The organism is Pseudooceanicola nitratireducens (assembly GCF_900109195.1).
Classification (GTDB): Bacteria; Pseudomonadota; Alphaproteobacteria; order Rhodobacterales; family Rhodobacteraceae; genus Pseudooceanicola; species Pseudooceanicola nitratireducens.
Genome location: NZ_FNZG01000003.1, coordinates 263,027 through 284,546 on the forward strand (window position 1 = coordinate 263,027; position 21,520 = coordinate 284,546).

At 65.4% G+C, this 21,520-nt stretch carries 20 protein-coding genes; 11 read left to right on the forward strand and 9 right to left on the reverse strand.

All coding sequences use genetic code 11. From position 1 onward, the window contains the following. Positions 1–82 precede the first annotated feature (82 nt). Positions 83–1,774 carry an ABC transporter permease gene (locus tag BMX99_RS11910; protein WP_093451957.1) on the reverse strand — a complete coding sequence of 564 codons (1,692 nt, stop codon included), beginning with the start codon at positions 1,772–1,774 and terminating at the stop codon, positions 83–85. A gap of 210 nt (positions 1,775–1,984) precedes the next feature. Between BMX99_RS11910 and BMX99_RS11915 the strand changes: the two genes are divergently transcribed. Beyond that, positions 1,985–2,860: a hypothetical protein gene (locus tag BMX99_RS11915; RefSeq protein ID WP_093451959.1), complete on the forward strand. Its 876-nt coding sequence runs from the start codon at positions 1,985–1,987 to the stop codon at positions 2,858–2,860. A gap of 366 nt (positions 2,861–3,226) precedes the next feature. Here BMX99_RS11915 and BMX99_RS11920 read toward each other — a convergent pair whose 3' ends face one another. Continuing rightward, entirely contained in the window at positions 3,227–3,505 is a 279-nt protein-coding gene (locus BMX99_RS11920) for a DUF2312 domain-containing protein (RefSeq protein WP_093451961.1), read from the reverse strand. A 142-nt stretch (positions 3,506–3,647) separates the two neighbouring features. On the opposite strand from BMX99_RS11920, the gene BMX99_RS11925 reads away from it, so the two are divergent. After that, complete coding sequence (locus BMX99_RS11925) at positions 3,648–3,863, forward strand: hypothetical protein (protein ID WP_170848739.1); 216 nt, start codon at positions 3,648–3,650, stop codon at positions 3,861–3,863. 75 nt (positions 3,864–3,938) lie between these two features. On the opposite strand, the gene BMX99_RS11930 is transcribed toward BMX99_RS11925, so the two are convergent. Then, a complete protein-coding gene (locus tag BMX99_RS11930; protein ID WP_139199512.1) occupies positions 3,939–6,041 on the reverse strand; it encodes an enoyl-CoA hydratase-related protein in 2,103 nt (700 codons plus the stop codon). 287 nt (positions 6,042–6,328) lie between these two features. Then, entirely contained in the window at positions 6,329–6,544 is a 216-nt protein-coding gene (locus BMX99_RS11935; RefSeq protein ID WP_093451967.1) for a hypothetical protein, read from the reverse strand. 323 nt (positions 6,545–6,867) lie between these two features. On the opposite strand from BMX99_RS11935, the gene BMX99_RS11940 reads away from it, so the two are divergent. The 4 genes from BMX99_RS11940 (at position 6,868) to BMX99_RS11955 (ending at position 9,218) form a co-directional block, all read left to right on the forward strand. After that, on the forward strand, positions 6,868–7,731 hold the full coding sequence (locus BMX99_RS11940; RefSeq protein WP_093451969.1) for an MBL fold metallo-hydrolase: 864 nt from the start codon (positions 6,868–6,870) through the stop codon (positions 7,729–7,731). Positions 7,732–7,929: 198 nt separating this feature from the next. Then, positions 7,930–8,355: a YeeE/YedE family protein gene (locus BMX99_RS11945; protein ID WP_093451972.1), complete on the forward strand. Its 426-nt coding sequence runs from the start codon at positions 7,930–7,932 to the stop codon at positions 8,353–8,355. Further along, a complete protein-coding gene (locus tag BMX99_RS11950) occupies positions 8,355–8,789 on the forward strand; it encodes a DUF6691 family protein (RefSeq protein ID WP_093451974.1) in 435 nt (144 codons plus the stop codon). Before BMX99_RS11945 ends, BMX99_RS11950 begins: the two co-directional genes overlap by 1 nt. A gap of 9 nt (positions 8,790–8,798) precedes the next feature. Further along, positions 8,799–9,218, forward strand: a complete 420-nt coding sequence (locus BMX99_RS11955) for a protein tyrosine phosphatase family protein (protein ID WP_093451977.1) — start codon at positions 8,799–8,801, stop codon at positions 9,216–9,218. A gap of 182 nt (positions 9,219–9,400) precedes the next feature. Here the strand turns inward: BMX99_RS11955 and BMX99_RS11960 are convergent, their stop codons facing one another. From BMX99_RS11960 to BMX99_RS11980, 5 genes are all read right to left on the reverse strand, one after another. Then, entirely contained in the window at positions 9,401–10,594 is a 1,194-nt protein-coding gene (locus tag BMX99_RS11960; RefSeq protein WP_093451979.1) for a FliM/FliN family flagellar motor switch protein, read from the reverse strand. A 122-nt stretch (positions 10,595–10,716) separates the two neighbouring features. Continuing rightward, positions 10,717–13,398: an ATP-binding protein gene (locus BMX99_RS11965; RefSeq protein WP_093451982.1), complete on the reverse strand. Its 2,682-nt coding sequence runs from the start codon at positions 13,396–13,398 to the stop codon at positions 10,717–10,719. Continuing rightward, positions 13,398–13,832, reverse strand: coding sequence for a hypothetical protein (locus BMX99_RS20050; RefSeq protein WP_322788140.1), 435 nt, complete (start codon positions 13,830–13,832; stop codon positions 13,398–13,400). Before BMX99_RS20050 ends, BMX99_RS11965 begins: the two co-directional genes overlap by 1 nt. A gap of 40 nt (positions 13,833–13,872) precedes the next feature. Then, positions 13,873–14,241 (reverse strand): response regulator transcription factor, encoded by a 369-nt coding sequence (locus BMX99_RS11975; RefSeq protein ID WP_093451984.1) that lies wholly within the window; start codon positions 14,239–14,241, stop codon positions 13,873–13,875. 182 nt (positions 14,242–14,423) lie between these two features. Beyond that, the gene (locus BMX99_RS11980) at positions 14,424–15,764 is read right to left on the reverse strand and encodes a helix-turn-helix domain-containing protein (RefSeq protein WP_093451987.1); all 1,341 of its coding nucleotides are present in this window, start codon (positions 15,762–15,764) and stop codon (positions 14,424–14,426) included. A 226-nt stretch (positions 15,765–15,990) separates the two neighbouring features. Here BMX99_RS11980 and BMX99_RS11985 point away from each other — a divergent pair, with 226 nt between their 5' ends. The 5 genes from BMX99_RS11985 (at position 15,991) to BMX99_RS12005 (ending at position 21,313) form a co-directional block, all read left to right on the forward strand. Further along, on the forward strand, positions 15,991–17,337 hold the full coding sequence (locus BMX99_RS11985) for a substrate-binding protein (RefSeq protein WP_093451990.1): 1,347 nt from the start codon (positions 15,991–15,993) through the stop codon (positions 17,335–17,337). Between the two features lie 138 nt (positions 17,338–17,475). Continuing rightward, positions 17,476–18,498, forward strand: a complete 1,023-nt coding sequence (locus tag BMX99_RS11990) for a branched-chain amino acid ABC transporter permease (protein WP_093451993.1) — start codon at positions 17,476–17,478, stop codon at positions 18,496–18,498. 4 nt (positions 18,499–18,502) lie between these two features. Next, positions 18,503–19,705, forward strand: coding sequence for a branched-chain amino acid ABC transporter permease (locus BMX99_RS11995; protein WP_093451995.1), 1,203 nt, complete (start codon positions 18,503–18,505; stop codon positions 19,703–19,705). A 12-nt stretch (positions 19,706–19,717) separates the two neighbouring features. Continuing rightward, the gene (locus BMX99_RS12000; protein WP_093451998.1) at positions 19,718–20,482 is read left to right on the forward strand and encodes an ABC transporter ATP-binding protein; all 765 of its coding nucleotides are present in this window, start codon (positions 19,718–19,720) and stop codon (positions 20,480–20,482) included. Positions 20,483–20,557: 75 nt separating this feature from the next. Continuing rightward, entirely contained in the window at positions 20,558–21,313 is a 756-nt protein-coding gene (locus BMX99_RS12005) for an ABC transporter ATP-binding protein (protein WP_093452001.1), read from the forward strand. The last annotated feature ends 207 nt before the right edge of the window (positions 21,314–21,520 follow it).

The window sequence follows — 21,520 nt, forward strand, 5'->3', positions numbered from 1 at the left end:
CTAATGGCTTGGTTCTGGCCGATCAAGCGGTTTTATACGCCACATTCGACAGACCAGTACGCGACACAGAGCCAGCCAAAGCCTAGCGGTTCGCCCGCGCCAGAAGCAGCACCGCTACAAGGCCCACGCCCATGATCAGCACCGCACCGGGAGAGGCCAGTTCAAGCTGCTCAAGCGAGGCCTGTTCATGCACCCGAGTCGCCAGCGTGTCATAGTTGAAGGGCCGCAGCAGAAGCGTCGCCGGAAGCTCTTTCACGCAGTCGACAAAGACCAGCAGCAGTGCCGACAGAAGCGACCCGCGCACCAGCGGCGCGTAGACGTCGCGCAGGACCTGACGGGGCGACCGCCCCAGGGACCGCGCCGCCATCGGCAAGGACGGAGAGACCCGGCCAAAGGCCCCGTCCGCCGCGCCCTGGGCGATGGCAAAGAAGCGCACCGTATAGGCCAGCACCAGCGCAAAGGCCGATCCGGTCAGCACCAGGCCGATGTCGAAGGGGGTCAGCGCCTCGACCGCGTCGGCCAGCCAGTGGTCCAGCCGAGCCAAGGGGATCAGGATGCCGACGCCCAGCACCGCGCCCGGCGCCGCATAGCCGATGGTCGTCACCGGCATCAACCGGCGCGGCAGCGACCAGCCCGACAGGCGCACGCCATAGACCAGGAAGACCGCCGCCGCCACGGTGACCAGCGCCGCGATCCCGCCCACGGCAACGGTGTGCCACAGCGCCAGCGCCAGGCCCGGATCGGCCCAGACCTGCGCGTTATCCAGAGCATGGCCCAGGATCACCCCTGCCGGCAGCACGAAGCCCATCAGAATCGGCACCAGGCACAGCGCCGTTGCGATCCAGCCTGCCAGCCCCGTCAGCCGCAGCTTTTCCACCGGACGGTGGCGAGAGGACAAAAGGTAAAACCGGGACCGGCGGCGAGAGGCTTTCTCGATCAGCAGCAGCATCCCGACCAGCGCCAGGATGACCAACGCGATCTGCGCCGCACCCGAGGCCGAGTTCGCCTCGAGCCAGGTGGTGAAGATGCCAGTCGTCAGGGTCTGCACGGCGAAATAATCCACCGTGCCGAAATCGTTCACCGTCTCCATCATGACGATGGCCACCCCTGCGGCGATGGCGGGCCGCGCCAGCGGCAGGGCAACGCGGCGGAAGCGCCCGAAGGGGCCAACGCCCAAGGACATGGCGACCTCTTCCCCGCCGCCCGATTGTTCGCGCAGCGCCGCGCGGGTCAGCAGGTAGACGTAAGGATAAAGCGCCGCCGACAGCACGAGGATCGCGGACCCAAGCGACCGGATTTCGGGAAACCAATAGTCGCGCGCCGTCTTCCAGCCCATCATGTCCCGCAGGAAGCCCTGCACCGGGCCCGCGTATTCCAACAGATCCACCAGCGCATAGGCCCCCACATAGGCCGGCACCGCCAGGGGCATCAGCAGCGCCCATTCGATCACCCGCGCCCCCGGAAAGCGGTAGCGCGCCACCAGCCAGGCCGCGCCCGTGCCCACCATGGCCGTCAGCAATCCGACCCCCAGCATCAGCACGATCGAGGTCCGCAGATACCGCGGCATGGTCGAGGCCCAGAGCCGCGCCACCGCATCCCCCTGTGCCTCGCCCAGAAGCATCGGCCCGAAGGCGATCCAGACCACGGCCAGGATCGGGGCCAGCACGATGGCCGCAATGCCAAGCGCCCCCGCCGACCAGAGCGAAGGCAGCACCCGGCGCGGGCGATCATGCGCGGCGGCTTGGGGCCGCGGGGTATCCGTCGGTGATGTCATGGCCAACCTGTTGCCTGAAACATGTTTTACTGTCCAGCCGAAGCCATATACTCGGGACAATACGCGCCAGGTTCGGGGCTGGGTCCGGGGTCGGATCAGGGACTGGGTCCCCGCCGGATCAGCGCGTATCGGGGCGTTCTACGTCCTCGGGGCAGCCAGGACCGGCCCCCGGAACCGGCACGGCAGGGAACAGGCGAAGGACAGGTTCGGATGAAGATCATGCTGCACCTCGGGGCGCATTGCACGGACGAGGGCAAGCTGGCCAAGACCCTGGCCCGCAACCGCAAGGATTTCCTGGACCGTGGCGTTTCCGTCCCGCCGCCGGGGAATTACCACGCCCTTCTGCGCGAAGCGATCCATGCCCTGGACCAAGGCCCTCCGGCCGAGGATGCCGGCGATATCCTGATCGACGCGATCCTAGAAGACGACCACGCTGAACAGATGATCCTGTCGAACGAGAATTTCTTCGGCGTCCCGCATATGTCCATCGGCGACGGCCAGTTTTATCCGCTGGCCGAACAGCGGCTGGCCGATCTGCGTCAGCTGTTTCCCCAGGCCGAAATCCACCTGTTCCTGGCGATCCGCGATCCCGGCAGCTTCATTCCCGCCGTGCACGCCGCCTCGACCGGCATGTCGCTGGATCGGGTGCTGAACGGCACCGATCCCGGCACCCTGCGCTGGTCCGATCTGGTGACCCGCATCCGCGCCATCGCCCCCGACATGCCCCTGACGCTGTGGTGCAACGAAGACAGCCCGCTGATCTACGGAGAGATCATCCGCGCCATGGCCGGCCTGCCCGAGGGGCACAAGATCAAGGGGGCCTTCGATCTGCTAAGCGAGATCATGTCGCGCGAAGGCATGCAGCGCTTCCGCGCCTATTTCGCCGCCAATCCGACCATGACCGAGGCCCAGAAGCGCAAGGCGATGATGGTCTTCCTGACCAAATACGCCATCGACGACGCGCTGGAGGACGACATCCCCCTGCCCGCCTGGCCCGAAGAGGTCTTTGAATACCTCACCGACGCCTACGAGGAAGACCTGGACGCCATCGAGGGGATCGAGGGCGTGCGGGTGCTGCGGGCCTGAGGGTATGGGGGCCTTCGGGCACGTCGGCGTCCCCGTCGCGACCATCCTAGACCGCACGCCAGTCGCCTTCGTCCCCGCGCCCCTAGGCACCAATTTGATCTGACTGCCCTTTGGGTGACCGGTCGAACCACTGGCCACGCAGGGCCAATCCGACGCCCTGACGGCCCCGATGCCCGCACATCTGTGCCCGGACAGGCCACCGCCTGCGCTCGCTCCCTGCCCCCTTGTCCGCCAAGTCTGACAAGGGCCGACCGGCCTAGGAACCGCTCCGCTCACCGCCCGACCAAACCCACAAAGAAAAACGCCCCCGAAGTCCCCTTCGAAGGCGTTCCAAACTCTGCCGGGCGCGTGGCCCCGCAGAAAGCCTCAGTCCATGCCAAGCGCTTCTTTGTACATCTCAAGCACCGCCTCTTCTTCGGCGATGTCGTCCTTGTCGCGCTTGCGCAGGGAAATCACCTTGCGCATGACCTTGGTGTCATACCCGCGCCCCTTGGCTTCGGCCATGACTTCCTTGATCTGCTCGGCCAGGTCCTTCTTTTCGACTTCCAGCCGCTCGACCCGTTCGATGAACTGGCGCAATTCGCCCGCGGTCACGCGGTAGTTGGCCTCGGCCGTGCTGTCGACCACATCGGGATTGTCCATCATCTACCCTGACTCCTGCTCTGGATTGGCTGCCACAAGGCCCTCTGACTAGCGCCCCGGCCGGGGCTTGGCAAGCGGCCGGCGATGGCTTAGGCGGTGCCCGGTAACGCAAGCAAGTGATGCAAGGAAGCCTGAGGGGGTCATCATGGAAATCCTGATTTGGGTCGGTGCGGCGATTTCGGTTCTGGGCCTTCTGGGACTGGGCTATTGCATCCTGCGGGTGCTGCGCGCGAAACGCGCGGGCCTGGACGAAGACACCCTGCGCGCCGAGGTGGCCAAGGTCGTGCCGCTGAACATGGGCGCGCTGTTCCTGTCGGTCATCGGGCTGATGCTGGTTATCCTGGGCATCTTCTTCGGCTGACGCCTGCCCGGCCGCGCTGCTGCGCGGCCTTCCGGCATATTGGCTTCGGGCTTATCGCTGTCAGCAAGTCCGCAATCAGGCCACGTCGCTTTCCGCCAGCTGATGCTGCGGCCTGCCCTGCCCTGCGGGATCAATGAACCTTGCGCCCGGCACCCTCGCCATGTCCGCCAGGATCGGATGCGGCGTCCAAAGGGCGGGATCCATCCGCACCAGGTGCTCGGACAGCTGGACCAGGCGCACGGCCCCCATCTGGTCGGCCTTGGACATCGGCCCGCCGGTGTGGCGCGCATAGCCCCAGCCCTGCAGCATCACCACGTCGATCTGTTCGGCCTTTTCCGCGCGGCCATCGGCGATCAGGCGGCAGCCCTCGTTCACGATGGCCAGGGTGAAGGCGCTTGCCAGCACCTCGGGCAGCGGTGACCAGCTGCGCCCGCCCGCCAGCCGCGCCGCCAGCTGATCCGCAAGGGGCGACGACCGCCCCCCGCGCGGCACCGCGATGCCGTCGCGCAGCAGGACCGAGGTAAAGCTGCCCCCGCGCCCCGCCGCAGAGGCCCGCGCCAGGTAGCCCCGAGGATCGACCTGCGCCACCTGCGCCAGCAACTCCAACGGGCCACGCGCATGACCCCGCACCTGCGCGGCCTGGGCAAAGGCCACCGGCGCGACCCCGGCCTGCACCAGCCGGTCGGTCGTCGCCATGAGATTGTCGAACAGCCGCATCGTCAGCGACGCCCCCTGCGGCCCCGGCACCACGACCCGCCCCATCCGCTGCAACAGCGCGCTGGCGGTGGCTATGGCCTGGGGATCGGTCTGCGGCCCCACGGCCAGTTCCGCCAGGCGGGCGGTGAAATCCATGTCCGGCAAGGTCACCCCGATCACGCGGGCGGCGATCCGGGACGGGGCCAGCGCGGCACAGTCGCGCCCGGCATCGACGCACAGAACGACGGTCTCGGGGCCCAGATGCGGGGCCAGGTCCGCCAGCCGCTGCGCCCAGGCCTCGGCCGGATCAGCGGTGCCTTCGGCGGCGAAGGTAACAAAGACCACCTGCGCCTCGGCCAGCCAGCGCGGATCGCGCAGGGCGGTGACACGGCCCGCGGGATCGCCCGACGTGCCACGTGCCTCGGCGTGGCGGGTCAGATGAAACCGCGTATCGCCCAGGATTTGCAGCGCCCGCGCCTCGTTCGTGTCGAAGAGGCGCGAAGATATGACCGCCAGCGCCGCCGCCCCCGCGATCCGTCCGCCCGCAACGGTGGCCGGCGTGATCGCGATGGACAGGCCACGCGGGTCCGCGCCAGAGCATCCGCCCGACAGGCCTTCGGTCAGCGCGGTGCAGCGCTGTTCGGAATGCCGGGCCCGGCGCAAGCCGCGCGACCGCGCGGTGTCGCGCAGATCTTCGTGCGCGGCCTCTTCCTTGGCCAGCCCGGCCTGGAATTCCAGAAGCGGCGCGGCCTCGACCAGGTCGATGATGCGTTGCAGATCGGGGCGCCCTTCGCCGCTGCGCTTGCGCCAGGTGGCGATGGCGGCGGCATAGTCACGCGGGGCGTCGAAGCCGTCCAGCCGGTCGCGCGTCCGCACCCAGAGCCCGCCGTCATGCAGCGCCTCGGCCATGGCGATGCCTTCGGCCTGAAGGCTGCGGTCGCGGGCCAGCCGGTCGATCAGACCGGCGCAGATCGGCGCATGCGCGGGATAGGGCGTCGCCCCCAGCAGGAACCCAAGCGCCCGGTCCGCCCCGATCAGTCGCGGCAGACGCTGCGTCGCCCCGCCCGAGGGGCACAAGCCGACGTGCAGATCCGGGAACCCCAGCCGCGCATTGGGCAGCGCCACCCGCGCATGGGCTGCCAGCGCCAAGTCCATCCCCGCGCCCGCCACATGGCCGTCCAGGCAAGCAATCACCGGCTTTGACAGGCTTTCGATCTGCGAACACAGCGCCGCAAGGCTGGGCGCACCGGGCACCGAGATCTCGGATACTGGGGCTTCAAGTTCAGCCACGGGAAGAGAGGTCGCAAAAACCCCGGGCGCGCCCATCAGCAACACCGCATCGACGGTCGAATCCTCGTCGATCCGCGCAAGATCCGCCGCCATTTGCCGGCGCAGACCGGACGCAACGGCGTTGAGCGGCGGAGAAGACATCCGCAGCACGGCAAGCGTCATCATGCTGGTCGAAACCAACTCATACGTCACGGGGGACGACCTCAATCTTCAGCATTTACCCGATCTGAACCGCCGGGTTTCAAGCTGTATACCACGTCAACTATCGGAAGGAACGTAAAAATATGCTGTTTGTGGAATATCCTATCCGTAAGCACAGGACATCCGGACATAAAGAAACCGGGGCCCGCATTGCGCGCACCCCGGCGGTATTTTCCTGCACACCCGTCCCGATCTTTTCGATCAGGGGCCAGAAGCCCCCTTTCAGATACGGGTGCTCCTTTGTCCTTTGGCCTTAAGACACCCGATCAGACAGGTATTCAGACGGGCATGTTGTCGAAGCGGGCTTCGACCTCTTCTGTTGTCAGAACTTCAAGCAGGTTGCGCAGCGATCTGGGCGTGGCGCGGCCCGCGCGGCTGTATTGGCCCATGACCTCGTGCAGCCGGGTCAGATCCCTGTGGCGGGTGCCCGGTGCCTTTCCGGCGATATCCTCGATCAGGTCATGCGTGGCGCGGTCGAGTTCGTCTGACGTCATGCTTCGGTCTCCTCCCGATAGGCAACAAGGGGGTCCGGGCATCATGCCCGCCCCTGGACCGACGCCACACCCCACGGCAGCCCCGGTCGAATACTGGAAATTCACCGCCCCGTTCCTCCCTCTGGGCCGGCTTGGGCTCAGCATAGGCGAGATCGGGTTTCCGACCAATAAAGGAATGATACCCCCGGGCATTTCCCCTAACCTCCGGCCAAAAGTCGCCCGCCCGGTGCCAGCACGTGTCGCTGGCAAAGGTCCTTCACGAGGGGGCTTGCAATACATTCAGGAATTGATATATGTGTCACCAACACAGAAAGGATACCGCCATGACCCCCGAGGTTACTGCCTTCTTCGACGAAGCCACCAACACGATTTCCTATGTCGTGCGCGACCCCGCCGGGTCGGCCTGCGCGATCGTCGATTCCGTGCTGGACTTCGACTATGCATCGGGCCGCACCGACACCCGGTCTGCCGATGCGATCATCGCCTTCGTTCAGGAAAAAGGATATGATGTTCAGTGGCTTCTGGAAAGCCATGTGCATGCCGACCACCTGTCCGCCGCGCCCTATATCCAGGAACGCACCGGCGGCAAGATCGGCATCGGCGACAACATCAAGATCGTCCAGGACACCTTTGGCAAGGTCTTCAACGAAGGCACCGAGTTTCAGCGCGACGGGTCCCAGTTCGACGCCCTGTTCAACGAGGGCGACAGCTTTCACATCGGCCAGATGCGCGGCGACGTGCTGCACACGCCCGGCCATACGCCGGCCTGCCTGACCTATGTGATCGGCGATGCCGCTTTTGTGGGCGATACGCTGTTCATGCCCGATTTCGGCACGGCGCGCTGCGATTTCCCGGGCGGATCTTCGGAAACCCTGTTCAACTCGATCCAGAAGATCCTTGCCCTGCCGGACGAGACCCGGATCTTCGTCGGACATGACTACAAGGCCCCCGGTCGCGACGAATACGCCTGGGAAACCACTGTGGCCGAACAGAAGGCGCTGAACATCCACGTCGGTGAAGGCAAGTCGGCCGAGGATTTCGTGAAGATGCGCGATGAACGGGACGCGACGCTGGCCATGCCCAAGCTGATCATCCCCTCGCTTCAGGTGAACATGCGCGGCGGGCAGATGCCGCCGGCGGACGAAAAGGGCGATGTCTTCCTCAAGGTGCCGGTCAACAAGCTGTGACCGGGCCGAGGTAGCGGGCCAAGCCATGGCCCAAGGCATACCCCAAACCTAGGCCCGACGCCCTTGCCGGGGCGCGGGCCGGATCCCACATGCACAGGCCTTTTGCGAACAGGGCCAGACGGGGATCCGGGCCACCACGGGACCACAACACGTCTTCGGACATCCAGGAACACTCTCGGACACGCAAGGAAACGCAACATGCAACCGGAATGGATTATGGGCCTGATCGGAGGCCTTCTGATCGGCCTCGCAGGGGCCGTCTTTCTGCTGGGCAACGGCAGGATCATGGGGGCCAGCGGCATCATCGGCGGGCTCGTCGACGGGTCGGGCCACTCGGACAAATGGGATCGGCTGATCTTTCTCGCCGGGGTCTTTGCCGCGCCGATGGCCCTGATGGGCTTTGTCGGCACGCCTGAAACCAATGCCACCGACAATATCGCGGTGCTGATCGCCGCCGGGCTGCTGGTCGGTGTCGGCACGCGGATCGCCAATGGCTGCACCTCTGGCCACGGGGTCTGCGGGATTTCCCGCCTGTCCTTCCGCGGCATCATCGCCACGGTTTTCTATATCCTCGCGGGGGGCCTGACGATGGTCTTCTTCCGCCACCTTCTGGGGGTGATCTGATGCGCCTTCTCATCGCACTTCTGTCCGGCGCGCTCTTTGGCAGCGGGCTTTACATCTCGGGCATGACCGACACCAACAAGGTGCAGGGCTGGCTGGACGTCTTCGGCCAATGGGACCCGACACTGGCCTTTGTCATGGGCGGCGCGATCATCCCCATGGCCATCGCCTGGCAGCTGACCCGCGTGGCAAAACGCCCGGTTTCGGGCGGCAGCTTCCCGCCCGCCCCGATGCCGGAACTGGACCGCCGCCTGATCGTCGGATCGGTGCTGTTCGGCATGGGCTGGGGCCTGGCCGGGCTGTGCCCCGGACCCTCGGTCGCCTCGCTGTCCTTCGGCGGTGTGCCGGGGCTTGTCTTCCTGGCGGCGATGCTGGCGGGAATGGGCTTTGCGCCCATGGTGAAAGCACGGCTGGACAGAGCCGTCCCGGCGGAATAATCCTGAGCCATGGAACTCCGTCAGGTCACCCCCCGCTATTCGGTCTCGCCGCAGATCACCCCCGAGGACATGCCCGCCATCAAGGCGGCGGGCTTCACCCGGGTCATCTGCAACCGGCCGGATTCTGAGAACCCCGCCGAATGGCAGGCCGAGGCGATGTCCGCCGCCGCCGCAGCCGCCGGCCTGGATTTTGTCAACATCCCGCTGACGCATCAGACGATGACGCCGGACAATATCGACGCGCAGACCGCCGCGATGACGGAAGCCGAGGGGCCGGTCCTGGCCTATTGCGCCTCGGGCACCCGCAGCACCGTCGCCTGGTCCCTGGGCCGCGCCAGCGAGGGGATGAGCGCGGATGAGATCCTGACCACGGCCGCCAAGGCAGGCTACGACCTTTCGGGCCTGCGCCCGCGCCTGGAACAGGGCTGAGGTCTATTTCTGCGGTAATTTGACAGGGCGGCCCTTGGGGCTGCCCTTTTTCGTTTGGGTCACGTGGGTGTTTTGGTGGCTGGCCTTGTTGAGTGCTTCGCTGTTCCCCCGAACGCGTCAAGGCGGATCGCTCGTCGGTCGGAGCCGAAGGCTCCTTCCGCTCCTCGCGGGCCGAGGGGGCGTCAGTCCAGATCCGGCAGGGTGGCCATGGGCATGGAGCCGAGGTCCCCAAGGTCGGGAAGTTCGCCAGACATGGGATCATCCGCGTCGTCGCCGCCAAGCCCCGGAAGGCCGCCCAGATCGGGCAGATCGCCCAGAAGATCATCGGGATCGACCTGGGGCGGCGCGAAATCCGGATCTTCGTCCAGCGACGGCAGCGGGGCAAGCGGTTCGGACATCGGCGCATCCTCGGGCGGGGTCATTGGATCCGCGGCATTACTGGATGGATCAGGCCAGGACATGTCCCCCGGAGCAGCGCCCGGCGCGGGCAAGCCAGCCGCCGCCGCACCGGCCAGGCCGGGCATGGCCAGGCGTACCGCCCGCATGCCGTTCATCTGCCCCAGCCGCATGCGCACCTTGACCGATGTTTCCCCGACCTCAAGCACCGTCTGATCCAGGGCGTCGCGGGGGATGGGTACCGTGTCCCCGGGTTTCAGCGCGCTGACCGCCGACAGCGGCAGGGTCAGACGATGAAGAACCGCCCGAAGCTCGGCCGGGGCCTGCAGAACCGAGGCTTCAAGCGCATGTCCGGCGGGGGTGCCCTGCCCCGCGTGGCCGGCCAAAGGATCCTCGACCACCGGGAAGATCAACATCGCCTCGCCCTCGCGCTGCGCGGCAAGGTCAAGCGTGATGCGGAAGACGTGGAAATCCGTGGCGCGCAACGCCAGCGACAGAAGACGCGCGGACTCCATCATCGAGCCAAAGCGGAACCCCTGCGCCCAGGGGGCCCCGCCGGTTTCCGCCATCAGTGCGTCGAACCGTTCCAGCGTGCCGTCGATCAGCGGCGCGACCATGGCGGCATCGGTGCGCGTCACCCGGCGGGGATCCGGCGACAGCTTGCTGACCTTGCCGATGGTCTGAACCTCGACCAGGCCGGACACCACGGGGAACTGGAAAAACGCGGCACCGATCGCGCCTTCGGGGCCATCCAGAAGGGTGATCAGCCCATCATCGGGCAGCGCCGCGATCACCGTTTCCAGCGGGTCTTCGCTTTGCGCAATGCCGCTGGCGGCCAGGGCCAGATCCCACAGGTCTTCGGCCGTGCGGGCCAGCGACAGCCGCAACGCCTTGGAGGGTGACATGGCGCGCGCCTGCCAGACCTCTTTCGCGGCGCTTGCCTTGCGCCGCAGAACTGCGTTTGGACTGCTGCTCTCCATCTGCTCCGAAACTGGGTTACCCGCACCTGGGCCCGACCATAGGGTTGGTTGGTTACCAACGCGTTGACCAGGGGCGGGAAAAACGGCGCGGCCCAGCTGGGGGCCTAAACCCCGGGCATTGCCTATTGGGCGGCCATGGCATCGCTGGCGGGAAGCGTCACCCGGAAGGCCGCCCCGCCCTGCCCCGGCAGATAGGTGATCGACCCGCCCAGACGCACCATGATCTCGCGACAGATGGCCAGCCCAAGCCCCGCGCCCCCGGCCTGCTGATGGCCGACGCGGCTGAACTTTTCAAAGATCAGATCCTGCTCCTCGGCGGCGACGCCGCTGCCGTTGTCGATGAAATCGACGATCAGGATGCCGTCCATGTCGCGGGCCGAGATGCGCAGCTCCTGCTCCTTGGCATCGCAGTATTTCTGCGCGTTGGCGATCAGGTTGATGAAGACCTGCGCCAGGCGGTCGCGATCCGTGCGCAGATCCGCATCCAGCGCGCCGCGCAGGGTCAGCCGCATGGCACCGCGATCCGCCCCGGTGGCGGATATCGCGTGATCCAGCACGGCCCGCAGCGGCCCGGAAGAGACATTCATCCGCACCTGCCCGTTTTCAAGCACCGAAAGATCCAGCAGGTCATCCAGAAGCCGCGTCAGGCGCACCGCTTCGCCATGGATGATCCCGGCGTATTTGACCTTTTCCTGCGGCTCCAGCGTGTCGGTGTCGCGCATGATTTCCGAAAACGCCCGGATCGAGGTCATGGGCGTGCGCAATTCGTGGCTGATCTGGGACAGGAAGGCATCCTTCTGCACCGAAAGCGCGGTCAGCTTTTCGTTGGCCGCGCGCAGCTGGCGGGCGGTGCGCTCCAGCTCGGCCGATTGCGCCTCGAGCTGGCTGGAATGTTCCATGATCTGCGCGGTCTCATCCGCCACGGCCAGAAGATCCTCGACCGAGACATTGGCCCCGCCGGTGATCTGCCCGATCATCGCATGCGCCGTCGCCGCGCCGACGGAGCCCGACAGGGCACGTTCCAGGCGGCGCAGGAAATCCGGTGTCGGTTCAGGCAGATAGCCCTGAAGCCCCTGATCCTCGGCGGCGATGCGGAACAATTCCTGCGCGTCGCGGGCCCCCAGGATGCGCTGCGCCATGATCATCAGATCCTCGCTTTGCGCCATGGCCCCGGACCAGCCGCGGGTGGCACCGGAATGGTCGAAGACATTGACGAACTGCGCGCCCTGCAGCCTCTCCATCGGGGACGGGAAGGTCAGCAGGCAGGTCACGACAAAGACGCCGGTGTTCAGCAGAAGCGACCACAGCACCCCGTGCACCAGCGGATCCAGCCCCTGGATGCCGAACAAGGCATAGGGCCGCAGCCAGCCGATGCCGAAGGGGCCGTCGACCATCACCGCGCCCGGCAGGATCATGTCCGGCCCGAAACTGGGCAGGAACAGGCACCACAGCCAAAGCCCTCCGCCCACGACCAGCCCCGCCAGCGCGCCGATGCGGTTGGCCCCGCGCCAGAACAGCCCGCCGATCAGAGCCGGCAGGAACTGCGCCACGCCGGAAAACGAGATCAGCCCGATCGCCGCCAGCGCGGAACTGCCCCCCGAGACGCGGTAATACAGATAGCCAAGCGCCAGCACCCCGATGATCGACAGCCGCCGCGCGGTGATGACCACATAGCGCACGTCGCCCGACACCATCGCGCCCCCGACCTGGCGCGACAGCCAGATCGGCATGACGATATGGTTCGACACCATGGTCGACAGCGCGATCGAGGCGACGATCACCATCGAGGTGGCCGAGGAAAAGCCGCCGATGAACGACAACAGCGCCAGCCCGTTCTGCCCTTCGGCCAGCGGCAGGGACAGCACGAATAGATCGGGGTTCGAGCCTTCGGGCAGCAGGTCCAGCCCGGTGACGGCAATGGGCACGACGAAAAGGCTCATCAACAGCAGATAGGCGGGAAAGGCCCAGGATGCGGTGCGCAAATGGCCCTCTTCCTCGTTCTCGACGACCAGAACCTGGAACATCCGCGGCAGGCACAGGAAGGCCGCCGCCGAAAGACCCGTCAGGGCCAGCCAGCGGTCGGGCTGGATCTGCCAATCCCCCAGGCGCGAGGCATCGATCCGCGCCAGCGTTTCCGAAACGCCGCCGCCGATGCCCCAGACTACGAAGACCCCCACGGCCATCAGCGCCACCAGCTTGACCACTGCCTCGACCGCGATGGCCATGACGACCCCGTGGTGGCGTTCGTTTGCGTCCAGGTTCCGGGTGCCGAAAAGCACGGTGAAAAAGGCCAGGCCCGCCGCCACCCAGAAGGCCGTCGAATTCTGGTCGGACAGCGGACGCACCGTCGCGTCGGCCAAAGAAAAGCTTGCAACAGAAAGGGTTACGGACTGAAGCTGCAAGGCAATGTAAGGCGTGGTGCCAATCACGGCGAGCAGAGTTACCAGAACACCTAAAAGGTTCGACTTACCGTATCGGGATGAAATCAGGTCCGCGATCGAGGTGATGTTCTGCGACCGCCCGATCCGCACCAGTTTGCGCACCGCCCAGAACCAGCCGATCATGACAAGCGTCGGGCCGATGTAGATCGTCAGGTATTCCATCCCCGACCGCGCCGCGTATCCGACCGCGCCGTAAAAGGTCCAGGCGGTGCAATAGATCGACAGCGACAGCGTGTAGACCCAGGGCGAGCGCAGCCAGGCCCCGCGCCCGCGAAAGGCCGCGCGTTCGGCCCCGAAGGCCACCAGGAACAACAGCGCCACATAGGCCAGGCAGACGCCGATCAGAAGGTTGAGTGAGGGCATCAGAGGCCCTCCGGCGTCCGGGGCGTGGGATTGGCCGTCTTGGATGCCCCCGGATCAGCGGACGTATCGGCGGACGTATCATTGGGCGTATCCGTCACAGGCCCCGGCATCGGCCGGCGCGCGGCCTCTGCACCGCGATCGGCCAAGGTGTCGCCGGCCTCAGCGCTCAGCGCATCGCTCAGATCCTTGTCGGCGTCGGGCGTCAGCACCGCCGCCAGGGCCGCCGCCGCCAGCGACAGCACCGCCCAGCAGCCAAAGACATAGATCATCGCGACCGAGGTGCTTGGCGTGCCCTCTGCCCCGCCCTGCGGCCAGAGCAGCGGCACCCCCATCAGCACCGCCCCGAAGATCGGCAACAGCCGCGCCGCATCCGCCAGCCGCCGCTGGCGATAGCTGACCCGGCCCAGGAACAGGGGGATGCGACGGTCGCTCATCGTCCGCGGCCCTTCACATCATGCATGGCAAATGGCGCGCTCATGACGCGACAAGGGCGTTCGCGGCTTCCAGAACTTCGGCGTTCGAAAAAGGTTTCGCCATGAAGCGGCTGGCCCCGAGGCTTTGCGCCAGCTCACGGTCCTGGGTCTGGCCGCGCGCGGTCAGCATCAGCACCGGCAACGCGGCCGTGCCTTCCTCGGCCCGCAGGTCGCGCAGGATGTCGAACCCCGACCGCCCCGGCAGCATCACGTCGAGAATCACCAGATCCGGCCGGCGCGAGGCCACCGCATCCACCGCATCCACCCCATTGGAATGCGTCACCACCCGCCAGCCATCGCGAGACAGGATAAAGCTGATCGCTTCGATAATGTTCGGTTCATCCTCGATAACGAGAACCGTTCTCTCCATCCCGTCCCCCCTCCAACGAAACGGTCGATCCCGCCTCCTCTTGCCGGACCGAGGCCAAAGCCTGCCCCATCCTCTGCCTCAAGTCAAAGCGTCCTGTCAAAGCGGCATCGCCCCGCAGGGCGCGGGATCGGCGCGAATTTCGGCCAAAACCGCCACTTTCGCCCCCTTGGTTCGCGCCCGGATCACCCCTCGCGTGCCATGATCGAGGGCTCGCGCCGGGACAGGCAGTTCACGCGCGGGCAGATCCGGCAGGTCAGACCGACGCGCTGGCTGCCCGTCTCCAGGCGGTCCTGCGGCCAGATCAGCATATGGGCGCGCAGACCCGGATCGGCCCCTGGGCGCACCGGATGATCGGGTTCGGCCACCGCATAAGTCAGGAACGCCCCTTCGTTGCGCCCCGCCAGCTGGATCGCCTGCCGGATCGGGAAGACCGGACGCGACAGCGCGGCGAACAGCGGCCACAGCGGACAGGCCGCCCCGTAGCGCGGCAGGCTGAAGCCCTGCGCCTCTTTCCGATACAGCAACGTGCCCGAGGCATCGGCGATCACCAGCCCCGGCGCGGCGGGCAAAAGGCGCTCGGCCACGTCCTGCGGCAGCGCGATCAGCCGCCGCATCACCAGCGCCGGGCTGACCCCCAGATCCGCGGCAAGCGCCGTTGGATCGGGGGCCTCGGCCTCGCGCTGCGCTTTCCTTGCGGCCTCCAGCGCGGTGACGAGCCTGTCTTGCGGAAGGGTCGCGGCGTCCCGGGCCAGCCGGGTCAGGCGGTCCCGCGCCAGGGCCTGCGCGGCGCTGGTGTCAAAGCTTTGCCCCGCAAGGGCGGCTTCGATGTCGTCTTCGGCCACCGCAGCCCCTTCCAGTTCCGCAAAGGAATGGCCCGCCTTGTCCAGGAAGGCGTCCAATTCGTCCTGGGGCGAATTCAACGACACCTCCTTGCGCTGGCCCGCGTCCAATTCATTGACTAGCCGCTGTGCCCCTTCGGCCAGGCGGGCGCTGTCTTCGTGGATGTTGCGGTGGAAACGGTCGCGCCATTCCGGTTCGATCTGCTTGGTCTCAACCAGGATCGACGAGGCGGAATGGATCGCCGTGACGGTCGACAGGACCTCGTGCAGGGAGGCCGCCAGCAGCGGGTCATGGGCCAGACGGTCGGTCAGCGCCTCGACCGCCTGCTCCAGCCGCCCGATGCGGACCTGCTGATCCGCCAGAAGCCGCGCCCAGCCGGGGAAGCGGCCCGCGAATTCATCGGCCGTCTCGGCCTCGGCCCCCGCTCCGGGGCTGGCCGAAGCAGCATCGCGCAGGGTGGCCACAAGCGCGGCCTCGGCCCCTTCGGTCAGATGCGCGGGTTCGGCCCCCAGGACCGCCGCGATGTCCAAAAGCAGCTTTCCGCCGATTCTGCGCCGGTTGTGTTCGATTAGGTTCAGGTACGAGGCCGAGATCCCCGCCTGTCGCGCCAGATCGGCCTGACGCAGGCCCATCATTACCCGCCGATCGCGGATCCGGCTGCCTGTCAGTCCCGTTTTCGCCATGCGTCCTCCGGTTGCATTTCCCGTGACGTATCAAGGGCTTTCTGCGGTGCGAAATAATTTCTTTACAATGTATACCATGGCGTAGTGCATTTGTTTACAAAAAAACTTAACGATTAAAGTGACTTGTTGATCGGTTTTACTAACGCTTTGTATAGTTTCTTTGCACAAAGTGCGCGCGGGCCCGCAGAGGAGGCGGACCTGCATCCATATAATCGGGAGGAAACTGATGACCAAACCGACCCTGTCACGTCGTGGCGTCCTGAAAACCGGCGCTGCCGCCGGTGTAGGCCTGGCCCTGCCAACCTACCTGTCCGCCGCAAGCCACGCAGGCTTCACCAACGCGCCCCAGGGCGGCACGGTGACCCTGGGCTTCAACGTGCCCCAGTCCGGCCCCTACGCAGACGAAGGTGCAGACGAACTGCGCGCCTACCAGCTGGCCGTCGAACACCTGAACGGTGAAGGCGACGGCGGCATGCTGCAGACCTTCAGCTCCAAGGTGCTGGAAGGAAACGGCATCTTGGGCAAGAAGGTCGAATATGTGACCGGCGACACGCAGACCAAGTCTGACGCCGCACGTGCTTCGGCCAAGTCCATGATCGAAAAGGACGGCGCGGTGATGATCACCGGCGGTTCGTCCTCGGGCGTGGCGATCGCCGTCCAGGGCCTCTGCCAGGAGGCAGGCGTGATCTTCATGGCCGGCCTGACCCATTCGAACGACACCACCGGCAAGGACAAGAAGGCGAACGGCTTCCGTCACTTCTTTAACGGCTACATGTCGGGCGCAGCCCTGGCACCGGTGCTGGCAGCCCAGTACGGCAACGACCGCAAGGCCTATCACCTGACCGCGGACTACACCTGGGGCTGGACCCAGCAGGAATCGATCGCGGCCGCGACTGAGGCCCTTGGCTGGCAGACCGTGAACAACGTTCTGACGCCGCTGGCTCAGACCGACTTCTCGTCCTACATCGCGCCGGTCCTGAACTCGGGTGCCGACGTTCTGGTTCTGAACCACTACGGCGGGAACATGGTCAACTCTCTGACCAACGCGGTCCAGTTCGGCCTGCGCGAGAAGATCATCGACGGCAAGCAGTTCGAGATCGTCGTTCCGCTGTTCTCGCGCCTGATGGCACGGGGTGCGGGCGAAAACATCAAGGGCATCCTTGGGTCGACCAACTGGCACTGGTCGCTGCAGGATGAGGGCACCAAGGCCTTCGTGCAGTCCTTCGGCACCAAGTACGGCTTCCCGCCGTCCCAGGCTGCGCACACCTGCTATGTGCAGACCCTGCTGTACGCAGACGCCGTGGCCCGCGCCGGTTCGTTCAACCCCTGCGCCGTGGTCGAAGCCCTGGAAGGCTTCGAATTCGACGGCCTGGGCAACGGCCCGACCCTGTACCGCGCCGAAGACCACCAGTGCTTCAAGGACGTTCTGGTCGTGCGCGGCAAGGAAAACCCGACCTCTGAGTTCGACCTTCTCGAAGTTGTCGAAGTCACGCCCCGCGCGCAGGTCGAATACGCACCCGATCACCCGATGTTTGCCGGCGGCAACCTCGGTCAGTGCAACCCGGGCGCATAAACCGATCGTAGGGTGGGCTTCGGTCCACCCTACCCTTCGATCTTCCCTTAGACGGCCCTCTGCGGGGCCGAAACGTTACCGATCCCCCGTTTTGCGGGCCGGGGACGTGCATCCAAAAAACACTCGATGGTGGGGACAATGGACGCAATCATCCTTCAAATCCTGAACGGCCTGGACAAGGGCAGCGCCTATGCGCTGATCGCCCTTGGCCTGACGCTGATCTTCGGCACGCTCGGCGTGGTCAACTTCGCCCACGGCGCACTTTTCATGATCGGGGCCTTCTGCTCGGTCACCCTGTCCAAGCTGCTGAACCTCAGCTTCGAGACGGTGGATCCGACCCAGAAGGACTTTCTTGGCAATCCGCTGAAGGTCAAAACCCCTTATGTCCAGGAATGGTTCGGCCCCGAGGTGGGTGCCGCCATCATCGACTGGTCCGTGCCCCTGGCGATCCTGTTTGCGATCCCGATCATGCTGGCCGTCGGCTATGTCATGGAACGCGGCCTGATCAAGCATTTCTACAAGCGTCCCCACGCTGATCAGATCCTGGTGACCTTCGGCCTGGCCATCGTCCTGCAGGAAATCGTGAAATTCTACTTCGGCGCAAACCCGATCCAGACCCCCGCCCCCGATGCGCTGTCGGGCGTGGCGACGATTGGCGGCAGCTTCGGGCTGAACATCTCGTACCCGGTCTGGCGTCTGGTCTATATCGCCTTCTCGGGGCTGCTGATTTTCGGTGCCTTTGCCTTCCTGCAGTTCACCACCTTCGGCATGGTTGTCCGCGCCGGCATGGCTGACCGCGAAACCGTGCAGCTTCTGGGCATCGACATCGACCGCCGCTTCACCATCATGTTCGGCATCGCCGCCGCCATCGCGGGCCTGGCCGGTGTGATGTACGGTCCGATCAACGCGCCCAACTATCACATGGGCATGGACTTCCTGGTGCTGTCCTTCGTGGTCGTGGTTGTCGGCGGCATGGGATCGCTTCCCGGTGCGGTCCTGGCAGGCTTCCTGCTGGGTATCCTGGAGGCCTTCGCCTCGACCACCTGGGCGACGACCACCATCCCCGGCATCAACCAGATCATCATCTACCTCGTTGCAATCATCGTCCTTCTGACCCGTCCGCGCGGTCTGATGGGCAAAAAAGGCGTGATGGAGGACTAATCCCATGTTTGGCCTTAAAAACACCGACCTGCGCCTTCTGCTGATCGTCTTCGTGCTGACGATGGCTGCGCCCTTCATCCTCAACCCCTTCCCGACGGAAAGCGGGCTGGCCCAGTTCAACGCGGGCTACCCGGACCTGATGCAGAAGTTCGTGATCTTCGGCATCTTCGCCATCGGCTTCAACATCCTCTTCGGCCTGACCGGATACCTGTCCTTCGGTCACGCCGCCTTCCTGGGCGTGGGGTCCTACGCCTGCGTGTGGATGTTCAAGCTTCTGGGGTACAACGTCGTGCCGGGCATCCTGCTGTCGATCGTCGTCTCGGGCCTGTTCGCCCTGTTGATCGGGGTGATCACCCTGCGCCGCTCGGGGATCTACTTCTCGATCCTGACGCTGGCCTTTGCCCAGATGTCCTTTGCGCTGGCCTATTCGGTTCTGTCGAACCCCAAGTTCAACCTGACCAACGGTGAAACCGGCCTTCAGGTCTATGCCGACGATCCGCAGTGGTTCCATTCGGACCGCCTGCCCGATCTGCCGCACCTGTTCGGTCTGTCCATGCGGGCCACCCACAAGATGCAGCTCGGTGCCTGGGAATTCCAGTTCAACGCCGGCTACTACATGTGCGCCGTGATCATGCTCGTCTGCTTCTACCTGGCCATCCGCATCTTCCGGTCGCCCTTTGGCCTGATGCTGCGTGCGGTGAAATCGAACCAGCAGCGGATGAACTATACCGGTCTGAACTCGCGTCCCTACACCCTGGCGGCCTTCGTGATCTCGGGCATGTATGCCGGTCTGGCCGGTGGCCTTCTGTCCGCCGTCGACCCGCTGGCAGGTGCGGAACGGATGCAGTGGACCGCCAGCGGTGAGGTCGTTCTGATGACCATCCTCGGCGGTGCCGGCACCCTGATCGGTCCGGTCCTGGGCGCAGGCCTGATCAAGTACTTCGAGAACATCTTCTCGAAGATCAACGAAAGCGTGCTGCACCAGTGGTTCGGTTTCCTGCCCGATGGCCTGGAAGACTTCGTCATCACCCTGATCTATCCCTTCGTGGGCAAGGGCTGGCACCTGACCCTGGGCCTGATCTTCATGCTGGTCGTGATCTTCCTGCCCGGCGGGCTGATCGAAGGTGGCCAGCGTATCGGACGCGCCCTGCGCGGCAAGAAAGCCTCGGATGCCGGTAAATCGGCCTCGACCGAGCCTGCGGAATAAGGAGACACCACAATGGGTATTCTTGAAGTCAAGAACGTCAACAAGCGCTTCGGCGGTCTCCAGGCCCTGGGCGACGTCAACCTCAGCGTGGCGGAAAATACCGTCCATGCGATCATCGGGCCGAACGGCGCGGGCAAATCCACCCTGCTGAACGTGCTGGTCGGCAAGCTGATCCCCGACACCGGGTCGGTCATGTTCGACGGCCAGTCGGTCCTGGGCCGCAAACCGTTCGAGATCAACCAGATGGGCATTTCCCGCGTGTTCCAGACACCCGAGATCTTCGGCGACCTGAGCGTGATGGAAAACATGATGATCGCCTGTTTCGCCAAGCGTGACGGCGCGTTCAAGATGCAGGCCATCGGGTCGATGTGGTCCGAAAAGGATGTCGTCGAAAAGGCCGAACACATGCTGGAAAGCATGAACCTGGCCGACAAGCGCGAGATGCACACCGCGTCCATGTCGCGCGGCGACAAGCGCCGGATGGAAATCGCCATGTGCCTGGCCCAGGAACCGCGGCTTCTGTTGCTGGATGAACCGACCGCGGGCATGGCCCGCGCCGACACCAACAACACGATCGACCTGCTGAAGAAGATCAAGGAAGACCGCGACATCACCATCGCGATCATCGAACACGACATGCATGTCGTCTTCTCTCTGGCGGAACGGATCACCGTGCTGGCCCAGGGCACCCCCCTGGTCGAGGACACGCCGGAAAACATCAAGGGCCACCCCAAGGTGCGCGAAGCCTACCTGGGCGAAACCCAGGTTGCAGCGTAACAGGCGGAAAGCGTCGCTCGCCCCGAAAAGCGGATACCGGTTTTCGGACAAGGTGAGCGAGAAAGGAAAAAACAGATGAACGTCAAACCCGACTTCAACAAGGGCAAGAACTACGCCGAAACCGCCCCCGCCTTCCTCTCTGTCTGGAACATGGAGGCCTACTACGGCGAAAGCTACATCGTGCAGAACATCAGCTTCAACGTGCACGAAGGCGAGATCCTGGCGCTGCTGGGCCGCAACGGGGCCGGCAAGACCTCGACCCTGCGGTCGATCGCGCGGATGGACAATCCGCAGGTCACCCATGGTGAGATCTGGCTGGATCACAAGCCGCTCCACCTGATGAGCTCTCACCAGGCGGCGCAGGCCGGGATCGGCCTTGTGCCCGAGGATCGCTGCATCATCCCCGGCCTCACGGTCGAGGAAAACATCCAGCTGGCCCAGATCGCCCCGCCGATCGGCTGGTCGATCAGCCGCCTGTACGAGCTTTTCCCCCGCCTCGGCGAACGCCGCAAGCAAGAGGGCGTGACCCTGTCGGGCGGCGAACAGCAGATGCTGGCCATCGCCCGCGCGCTGGCCCGCGACATCAAGGTGCTGCTGTTGGACGAACCCTATGAAGGCCTGGCCCCCGTCATCGTCGACGAGATCGAGAAGACGCTGCGCATCATCAAGGAACAGGGGATCACCACGATCCTGGTCGAACAGAACGCTGTCCGGGCGCTGGAACTGGCCGACCGCGCCGTGATCCTGGACACCGGATCGGTGGTGTTCGACGGCTCGGCCAAGGAAGTGCTTGGCAACGCCGAGCTGCGCGCCGAATATCTGGCCATCTGATCCATTCACGACCCCGCAAGGGCGACCGATACCTTCGTCGCCCTTGCCATTATCCCAGCAATTTCCGATAGCTGGACCCGCAATACCCCTGGTGCCGTCCCGAGGAGGGGCCGGGCAGCGCCAGGCAGGACAGGCCCGGGCATTGCGCCCAAAGGCCCGACCCGCAATCGCCCCGACATGACGACCCGACAGCCCATGGGCCACCTG

What these genes read in the sequence shown, in the direction of transcription:
- BMX99_RS11985 (WP_093451990.1), top strand. Translation starts at nt 15,991, where the DNA reads ATGACCAAACCGACCCTGTCACGTCGTGGCGTCCTGAAAACCGGCGCT.
- BMX99_RS20050 (WP_322788140.1), bottom strand. Translation starts at nt 13,832, where the DNA reads ATGAGCGACCGTCGCATCCCCCTGTTCCTGGGCCGGGTCAGCTATCGC.
- BMX99_RS11940 (WP_093451969.1), top strand. Translation starts at nt 6,868, where the DNA reads ATGACCCCCGAGGTTACTGCCTTCTTCGACGAAGCCACCAACACGATT.
- BMX99_RS11950 (WP_093451974.1), top strand. Translation starts at nt 8,355, where the DNA reads ATGCGCCTTCTCATCGCACTTCTGTCCGGCGCGCTCTTTGGCAGCGGG.
- BMX99_RS11975 (WP_093451984.1), bottom strand. Translation starts at nt 14,241, where the DNA reads ATGGAGAGAACGGTTCTCGTTATCGAGGATGAACCGAACATTATCGAA.
- BMX99_RS11990 (WP_093451993.1), top strand. Translation starts at nt 17,476, where the DNA reads ATGGACGCAATCATCCTTCAAATCCTGAACGGCCTGGACAAGGGCAGC.
- BMX99_RS11910 (WP_093451957.1), bottom strand. Translation starts at nt 1,774, where the DNA reads ATGACATCACCGACGGATACCCCGCGGCCCCAAGCCGCCGCGCATGAT.
- BMX99_RS11965 (WP_093451982.1), bottom strand. Translation starts at nt 13,398, where the DNA reads ATGCCCTCACTCAACCTTCTGATCGGCGTCTGCCTGGCCTATGTGGCG.
- BMX99_RS11960 (WP_093451979.1), bottom strand. Translation starts at nt 10,594, where the DNA reads ATGGAGAGCAGCAGTCCAAACGCAGTTCTGCGGCGCAAGGCAAGCGCC.
- BMX99_RS11945 (WP_093451972.1), top strand. Translation starts at nt 7,930, where the DNA reads ATGCAACCGGAATGGATTATGGGCCTGATCGGAGGCCTTCTGATCGGC.
- BMX99_RS11920 (WP_093451961.1), bottom strand. Translation starts at nt 3,505, where the DNA reads ATGATGGACAATCCCGATGTGGTCGACAGCACGGCCGAGGCCAACTAC.
- BMX99_RS12000 (WP_093451998.1), top strand. Translation starts at nt 19,718, where the DNA reads ATGGGTATTCTTGAAGTCAAGAACGTCAACAAGCGCTTCGGCGGTCTC.
- BMX99_RS11995 (WP_093451995.1), top strand. Translation starts at nt 18,503, where the DNA reads ATGTTTGGCCTTAAAAACACCGACCTGCGCCTTCTGCTGATCGTCTTC.
- BMX99_RS12005 (WP_093452001.1), top strand. Translation starts at nt 20,558, where the DNA reads ATGAACGTCAAACCCGACTTCAACAAGGGCAAGAACTACGCCGAAACC.
- BMX99_RS11925 (WP_170848739.1), top strand. Translation starts at nt 3,648, where the DNA reads ATGGAAATCCTGATTTGGGTCGGTGCGGCGATTTCGGTTCTGGGCCTT.
- BMX99_RS11935 (WP_093451967.1), bottom strand. Translation starts at nt 6,544, where the DNA reads ATGACGTCAGACGAACTCGACCGCGCCACGCATGACCTGATCGAGGAT.
- BMX99_RS11955 (WP_093451977.1), top strand. Translation starts at nt 8,799, where the DNA reads ATGGAACTCCGTCAGGTCACCCCCCGCTATTCGGTCTCGCCGCAGATC.
- BMX99_RS11980 (WP_093451987.1), bottom strand. Translation starts at nt 15,764, where the DNA reads ATGGCGAAAACGGGACTGACAGGCAGCCGGATCCGCGATCGGCGGGTA.
- BMX99_RS11915 (WP_093451959.1), top strand. Translation starts at nt 1,985, where the DNA reads ATGAAGATCATGCTGCACCTCGGGGCGCATTGCACGGACGAGGGCAAG.